This is a genomic window from Streptomyces sp. NPDC043427 (assembly GCF_056436655.1).
Window position 1 is genome coordinate 1 of the sequence record NZ_JBWKCC010000064.1, and the last position, 7,141, is coordinate 7,141.

At 70.7% G+C, this 7,141-nt stretch carries 6 protein-coding genes; all 6 read right to left on the bottom strand.

Features of this window, described 5'->3' with window-relative positions; translation table 11 throughout:
• Positions 1 to 235 precede the first annotated feature (235 nt).
• The 6 genes from AC067M_RS45665 to AC067M_RS45690 are packed head-to-tail and all read right to left on the bottom strand — an operon-like array spanning position 236 to position 7,040.
• Positions 236 to 1,519: an NAD(P)/FAD-dependent oxidoreductase gene (locus AC067M_RS45665; RefSeq protein WP_478702896.1), complete on the bottom strand. Its 1,284-nt coding sequence runs from the start codon at positions 1,517 to 1,519 to the stop codon at positions 236 to 238.
• Between the two features lie 41 nt (positions 1,520 to 1,560).
• On the bottom strand, positions 1,561 to 2,226 hold the full coding sequence (locus AC067M_RS45670; RefSeq protein ID WP_478702897.1) for a haloacid dehalogenase type II: 666 nt from the start codon (positions 2,224 to 2,226) through the stop codon (positions 1,561 to 1,563).
• Between the two features lie 45 nt (positions 2,227 to 2,271).
• Positions 2,272 to 3,222: an aldo/keto reductase gene (locus AC067M_RS45675; protein ID WP_478702898.1), complete on the bottom strand. Its 951-nt coding sequence runs from the start codon at positions 3,220 to 3,222 to the stop codon at positions 2,272 to 2,274.
• Positions 3,219 to 4,676 (bottom strand): aldehyde dehydrogenase family protein, encoded by a 1,458-nt coding sequence (locus AC067M_RS45680; protein WP_478702899.1) that lies wholly within the window; start codon positions 4,674 to 4,676, stop codon positions 3,219 to 3,221. Before AC067M_RS45680 ends, AC067M_RS45675 begins: the two co-directional genes overlap by 4 nt.
• Complete coding sequence (locus tag AC067M_RS45685; RefSeq protein WP_478702900.1) at positions 4,673 to 5,626, bottom strand: succinylglutamate desuccinylase/aspartoacylase family protein; 954 nt, start codon at positions 5,624 to 5,626, stop codon at positions 4,673 to 4,675. Before AC067M_RS45685 ends, AC067M_RS45680 begins: the two co-directional genes overlap by 4 nt.
• 31 nt (positions 5,627 to 5,657) lie before the next feature.
• Entirely contained in the window at positions 5,658 to 7,040 is a 1,383-nt protein-coding gene (locus tag AC067M_RS45690) for an aminotransferase class III-fold pyridoxal phosphate-dependent enzyme (protein WP_478702901.1), read from the bottom strand.
• Positions 7,041 to 7,141: the final 101 nt, after the last annotated feature.

Here is a 7,141-nt window from a genome sequence, read left to right on the forward strand (position 1 = left end):
GGCGCGCAGGGTGTGGACGCCCCAGTACGCGTCGGCGGGGACCTCGCGGTCGCCGAGCAGATCGTGTTCGCTTCGGGTGGCGGCGGCGGTCATGGCGGAGCGGGCCCTCTCTCGATGCGGTTCAGGCGTGGTCGTATGTGAGGTGCGCAGCAGGCCGCGAGACCGGAAAGCCGCGGGGACGTCCCAGGACCACTGCTTGGGAAGTCCCCGCGGCTTCACCGCCGTCGGCATCGGCTCAGAGCAGCCTGTCCTTCGCCTTGTAGTAGGCGCCGCCGAACGGCAGGAACCAGGCGGTGCCGTTGTAGAAGGGGACGGGGACCTTCGGGAAACCGAAGTCGCGCAGGGGGTTGGCCTCCGGCTTGCCGTCCATCATCTCGGCGACCGCGCGGCCCATGTAGGTGGCCATCTGGACGCCGTGGCCGCAGTAACCCATGGAGTAGTACAGGCCGTTGGCCTCGCCCGCGTGCGGGATGCGGTCCCAGGACATGCCGACCATGCCGCCCCACACGTAGTCGATCTTCACCCCCGCCAGCTGCGGGAAGATCTCGGTCATCTCCCGCTTGAGGATGTCACCGCTCTTGGCGTCGGAGGCCGGGTTGGAGGGGGCGAAGCGGGCCCGGCCGCCGAAGGCGAGGCGGTTGTCGGGCGTGAGGCGCACGTAGTGGCCGACGTTCTTGTGGGCAACGAGCAGGCGGCCGTTGGGGATGAGCTCCTTGGCGCGCGCCTCCCCCAGCGGCTCGGTGACGATGATGAAGCTGCCGACGTTGATCAGCCGCTTGCGGAACCACGGCATCGACTTGTCGGTGTAGGCGTCGGTGGCGGCCATGACCTGCTTGGCACGGATGGTGCCGTGCAGGGTCTCGACCAGGAAGCCACCGCCGGGCAGGCGGGTGAGGCCGGTGGCCGCGTTGCGCTCGTGGATCTCCGCGCCGGCACGTTCGGCGGCGTCTGCCAGGCCGCCGACGAACTTGCCCACGTGCAGGCCCGCGCTGAGCGGGTCCAGCAGGGCGCCGTGGTAGTAGTCCGAGCCGAGCTCGGCCCGCAGTTCGCTCTTGCTCAGCACGACCGTCTCGTGGCCGAAGTTCTCGGCCAGGTCGCGCTGCTTGGCCCGCAGGCCGTCGAAGTGCCCGGGCTTGCAGACCAAGCCGAGGCGACCTGAACGGTTGAAGTCGCAGTCGATCTTCTCCCGGACCGTGAGCTCCTCGACGACGTCGACCGCATCGCGGAAGGCGTTGTACAGCTCGAGGGCTCGCTCCTGGCCGTAGCGCTTGCGGGCGTCGGCGGGGCTGATGGTGATGCCCTGGGTGCACATGCTGCCGTTGCGCCCGGAGGCACCCGAGCCGACCTTGTCCTTCTCGACGAGGACGACCCGGGCACCCTTGCGGGCGGTGTGGTAGGCGGTGGACAGGCCGGTGAGGCCGCCGCCGATGACCACCACGTCCGCCTCGGTGGGCAGGTCCTTTCCGGACCGGTCGGGCAGGGCGGGGGCTGTGTCCAGCCAGTAGGGGATCTGCTTCATGGCGTGCGTCCTCTGTGTTCTCTGTCCTGTGTCGCCGTGGGTCAGCAGCCGAGCAGCTTCGGCAGGCCCGACATGTCGGGCAGCTCGTCGTACGGCTGGTAGTCGGAGCTGCCGAGGCGGCCGTAACGGTTGATCCACACCCGGCGCTTCAGGCCGAGGTCGCGGGTCGGGATGTGGTCGTACTCCCAGCCCTGCGCGGTGTGGATGACCTGCGACGGCTCGACGCCCATGGTCTTGAACGCGTACTCGAAGGTCTGCCGGTCCGGCTTGTACGCCCCGGCCTGCTGGGCGGTGATGACGTAGTCGAACTCGACGCCGATGTTCTCGACGTTGCGCGCGATCAGGTTGTCGTCGGTGTTGGAGATGATGGCGATCTCGTACTTGGTCTTCAGCGCACGCAGGGCGTCCGGGACCTCGGGCCACGGGCCGAAGGTGGGGACGGCCTCGACCAGGGCGTCGCCGTCGGACTCGCGGTACTCCAGGCCGTGCAGGCGCATGGCGTTGCGCAGGCTGGAGTGCAGGATCTCGTGGTACGGGCGGTAGGCCTCCAGGACGGCCTGGAAGCGCATGACGCGGAAGTCGTCGAGGAACTCGTCGACATCCAGGTTGTCCAGACCCAGTCGATCCTCGAGGACCTTCAGCGTCGTGGGGCCGAGCTCGAAGTTGATCAGGGTTGCGTAGGCGTCGAAGGTGACGATCTCTCTCATGGTTTTCAGCCTCAGTCTCGCGGGTTTACCAGGGGAGTGGGGACTTCAGACGACGCGTTCGCCGGGGGTGACGATCGCGTCCAGGGCGGCCAGGTCGGCGGCGTCGGGGACCCAGTCGGCCGCCGCCGCGTTGGCGGTGACCTGTTCGGGGGTCATGGCGCCGCAGATCACGGAGCCGACGGCGGGCAGGGCCGCCAGTCCGCCGACCGCGACCTGAAGGAGGGTCAGGCCGCGTTCGGCGCCGTAGGCGGTGAGCGCCTCGACCTTGTCGAGGGCGGCGTCGGTCAGCCAGCCCTGTCGCCAGGACAGCCGGCTGCCGGGCGGGGGCTGTTCACCGCGCCGGTACTTGCCGCTGAGCAGGCCGTTGGCCAGCGGGTAGTACGGCAGCAGGCCGACGCCGTGGCGCAGGCAGGCGGGGATCAGGTCCTGCTCCACGCCGCGATCGAGCAGGTGGTAGCGGGCCTGGGTGGACACGAAGGCGTCTGTGAGGTGCTCGGCCGGCAGGTTGGAGCAGCCGATGAAACCGATCTTGCCCTCGTCCACCAGCTCCTGGAGCGCGGCCACCGTCTCCCCGAGCGGGGTGACGCCGTCCGGCTCGTGGTACTGGTACAGGTCGATCCGGTCGGTGCCGAGCCGGCGCAGGGACGCCTCGACGGCGTACCGGACGTAGCCGCGCGAGCCGCGCGGGCCGTGCCGTTCGGCCTCCTCATCCATCTCCATGCCGAACTTGGTGGCCAGGACGGCTTCGTCGCGGTGTCCCTTGAGGGCGGCGCCGAGGAGCCGTTCGCCGTCGCCGCGCGAGCCGCCGCACCCGCTGCTGCTCTCGCCGGACCCGCCGTACATGTCGGCCGTGTCGAACAGGGTGATCCCGGCATCCAGGGCCGCGTGGACGACGGCCTTCGTTCCCTCCTCGTCGAGGCGGGCACCGAAGTTGTTGCCGCCGACGCCGACCACGGAGACGGCCGGCCCACGCTCGCCCAGGGTGCGGTATCTCATGACCGGTTCCCGAACCCGATGCAGACGTTCTTGGTCTGCAGGTAGCTGTCCAGGCCTGCCAGGCCCTTCTCGCGGCCCCAGCCGCTGTGCTTGTAGCCGCCGAAGGGGAGCTCGACGCCGGTGCCGACACCAGTGGGGTTGACGTAGACCTGACCGGCCCGGATGCCCTCGGCCAGCCGCATCGCATTGTCGATGTCGCGGGTCCAGACGTAGGAGGCCAGTCCGTACGGACTGTCGTTGGCGATGTCCAGGGCCTCCTCGGCGTCGTCGAACTCGATGACGGTGATGACGGGGCCGAAGATCTCCTCGCGGGCGCAACGGGCGTCGTTCGTCAGGCCCGTGAGGACGGTCGGCTCGACGTAGTAGCCGTCGGCCAGGGCCGGGTCGGACGGGGCGCCGCCGACGCGGACCGTCCCGCCCTCCTCGCGGGCCACGTCCAGGTAGCCCAGCACCCGGTCGCGCTGCCGGGCGGCGACCAGCGGGCCGATGTCCGGGTCGGTGAGCCCCGGGCCGACGCGCATCGAGGCGGCGTGCGAGACCAGCTTCTCGAGGAACTCCTCGGCGCCGCGCTGGAGCAGCAGCCGGGTGCCGGCCGTGCAGGTCTGGCCGGCGTTGCCGAACGCCGAGGCCGCGACGGCGGTCAGCGCCAGGTCGAAGTCGGCGTCGGCGAAGACGACGACCGGGGACTTGCCGCCCAGCTCGGTGACCGAGGGCACCACGTTGGCGGCGGCGGCCTGGGCGACCTTGATGCCGGTCGGTACCGAGCCGGTGAAGGTGACCTGGTTGATGTCCGGGTGGCCGGCGAGGGCGGCGCCGGTCTCGCCGTCACCGGGGACCACGTTCAGCACGCCCGGCGGGAGACCGCACTCCAGGGCGATCCTGCCGATCTCCAGCGGGGTGAGCGGCGCCTCCGGCGACGGCTTGAGCACCACGGTGCAGCCCGCCGCCAGTGCCGGAGCCGAGCCCCGCGCGGTGTTCTGCAGCGGGTAGTTGAAGGGGATGATCTGGCCGGAGACACCGATCGGCTCACGGACCGTGTAGTCGATCAGGCCGGGGCCGAGCGGGATCGTCGTGCCGCCGAGCTTGTCGGCGGCGCCCGCGTAGAACTCGAAGTAGCGGGCCGCCGCTTCGACATCGGCCTTGGCCTGGCGGAGCGGCTTGCCGACGTCCTGGCTCTCCAGCCGCGCCAGTCGTTCTCCCTGGTAGCGGATGGCCTCGGCGATCCGGTGGAGGATGCGGCCCCGGTCGGCGGCACGCATCCCGGCCCATTCGGGATTGGTGAAGGCCGCGCGTGCGGCGGCCACCGCCTGGTCCACGTCCGCCTTGCCGGCCAGCGCCACCTGGGCGATGGCCGTCCCGTTCGACGGGTCGAGGACGGTGAAGGAGCGTCTGTCGGCGGCCGGGACGTGCTTGCCGTCGATCAGCAGTTCGGTCAGCTTCAGTTCGCCGCTCATGGCTGGATCTCCCCCAGCACCTCGCCGAAGATGACGACCTCGTCGCCGGGACGGACCGTGCGGATCCGGCGCACCCAGAGCACGATGCCGTCCTGCGGCGCGGTGACCTCTTCCAGGGTGTTGCCGTAGTGGTCGGTGATGGTGGCGATCAGATCGCCTTCCTTGCAGGTCTCCCCCGGTTCGGCGCGGGCGACGAAGAAGCCGCCGGAGGCGGAGCGGGCGAAGGTGCCGGAGACGGTCGTGTAGGTGTCCCGCAGCTCCGCCTCACCGTCGGTCATGCCGAGGCTGCGCAGGATGTTGCGGACGGAGTTCATGTGCCGCTCGACGTTGGCCTCGCGGTAGGTGGCGCCACCGCACTCGATGGTGATGGCGGGCTTGCCGGCCTCGAGAACGGGGTGGCGGACCGTGCCGCCCCACTTGCCGCCCTTCCAGACCAGCTCGTGCCCGGCGGCGAGGGCCAGGTCGGTGGCCAGGTCCTCGTAACCGCCCTGGAGGATCACCAGCGGGGCGATCTCGCCGTAGGCGCCACCGGTGTGCAGGTCGACCACGGCGTCGACGGCCGGGACGACCTTCTCGACGAAGGTGGCGGCCAGACGCTGCGAGTACGAGCCCTCCGCGTCGCCCGGGAAGATGCGGTTGAGGTTGAGGTGGTCGATGCCGCTGGCGCGGGCGGCCGCCTCGAAGGCCGGGGTGTTCAGGCAGGGGATGCCGACGACGGTGCCGCGCAGGGTGGCCGGGTCGATCTCGGCGAGGACACGCCGGATGGCCTCCTGGCCGTCGTACTCGTCGCCGTGCACGCCCGCGTCCACACACAGGACCGGGCCGTCCTGGGCGCCGTTGACGACGATCAGCGGAATGCCGAGCTCCACGCCGTAGCTGCTGGTGCCGACCGGGATCAGGCCCTGGGCGCGCTCGCCCGGGGCGACGGTCAGCGGACCGATGGAGTACATGTGAGTCCTTTCCAATGCGTTGATGCGTGGATCAGATGCGGGACGAGGCCTCGGCGAGGGTGCCCGCGATGATCGCGGCGATACGGTCGAGCACGGCGCGGTCGCTGATCAGCGGGGGCGCGATCTGCACCAACGGCGCGGAGCGGTCGTAGACGCGGGCCAGCAGGCCGGCCTCGCGCAGTCGACGCGGGATCAGGTCGGCGATGAGTGCCTTACGGGCGGTGTCGCTGAAGCCGCCGTCGTCCAGGTCGCCCACGAGTTCGCAGGAGTAGAAGAACCCGGTGCCACGGACATCACCGACGATCGGCAGGTCCGTGAGTGCCGCCATGCGCTGCGCCAGGTCGCCCTGGAGGGCGCGGACGTTGTCCAGGATCCGGTCCCGCTCCATGATCTCCAGGTTGCGCAGGGCGATGGCCGCGCTCAGCGGGTGCCCGGCGAACGTGTAGCCGTGGTTGAGGACCGCACCGGGCCGGTTGATGACCTCGGTGACCTTGGCGCCGACCAGGGTCGCGCCCAGGGGGGCGTATCCCGCGGTGATGCCCTTGGCGACGGTGACCATGTCCGGGCGGGCGCCGTAACGGTCCCCGCCGAACCACTCCCCGACCCGGCCGAAGCCCGTGATCACCTCGTCGGCGACGAGCAGGAACCCGTACCGGTCGGCCAGCGCCCGCAGCCCCTGCCAGTACCCCTGAGGCGGGGTGATGCAGCCGCCGCGGTTCTGCACCGGCTCGGCGATGAGCATGGCGACGGTCTCCGGGCCCTCGGCCAGGATCGTGGCCTCCAGCTCGGCGAGCAGCCATGCCGTGTACACCGCGTCGTCCGCGAACTCCGGCGCGAGGCCAAAACGGTTGGTGTTCGACACGAACCGGGTGTCGATCGCCGGCGGGCCGTACGGCTCCGTCAGGCCGGGGTCGTCGGTGAGCGACAGGGTACCGATGGTCAGGCCGTGGTAGGCGCCGCGCCGGGCGATGGCCTTGGTGCGGCCCGGCTCGCCGCGCAGGGCATGGTAGCGGCGGGCGATCTTCCAGGCGGTCTCGACGGCTTCGGCGCCGCCGCTCGAGAAGAAGGTGTGCTCGATGTCCACGGGAGCGATCCGGGACAGCCGCTCGGCGAGTTCGATCGCCGTCGGGTGCGCGGAACCGGTCCACAACGGGCTGTAGCACAGCTCCCGCAGTTGCTTCTCCGCCGCCTCGGCGAACTCGGGGCCGTAGGAGTAGCCGAGCTGGCAACAGTACAGCCCTGACAGGCCGTCGATGTAGCGCCTGCCGTCAGCGTCGTCGACGTACGGGCCCTCCCCTCGCCGGACGACGAGGAGGTCTTCGCCCTCGGGGCCGAGCGAACCGTTGGCGGTCATGTTCAGCAGCAGGTGCCGCTGAGCCGTGGCGGCGGTCAGCCGAGCGGCGGCGGCGGTCATACGGCCTCGCCTCCGGGAGCGGCGACTCCTACGGTGTTCTCGACCGACAGCAGGGAGTCCTGCCGTCCGGAGCCGAGCCAGCGCACCAGGGCCACCAGGCC

What these genes read in the sequence shown, in the direction of transcription:
- AC067M_RS45665 (WP_478702896.1), bottom strand. Translation starts at nt 1,519, where the DNA reads ATGAAGCAGATCCCCTACTGGCTGGACACAGCCCCCGCCCTGCCCGAC.
- AC067M_RS45670 (WP_478702897.1), bottom strand. Translation starts at nt 2,226, where the DNA reads ATGAGAGAGATCGTCACCTTCGACGCCTACGCAACCCTGATCAACTTC.
- AC067M_RS45675 (WP_478702898.1), bottom strand. Translation starts at nt 3,222, where the DNA reads ATGAGATACCGCACCCTGGGCGAGCGTGGGCCGGCCGTCTCCGTGGTC.
- AC067M_RS45680 (WP_478702899.1), bottom strand. Translation starts at nt 4,676, where the DNA reads ATGAGCGGCGAACTGAAGCTGACCGAACTGCTGATCGACGGCAAGCAC.
- AC067M_RS45685 (WP_478702900.1), bottom strand. Translation starts at nt 5,626, where the DNA reads ATGTACTCCATCGGTCCGCTGACCGTCGCCCCGGGCGAGCGCGCCCAG.
- AC067M_RS45690 (WP_478702901.1), bottom strand. Translation starts at nt 7,040, where the DNA reads ATGACCGCCGCCGCCGCTCGGCTGACCGCCGCCACGGCTCAGCGGCAC.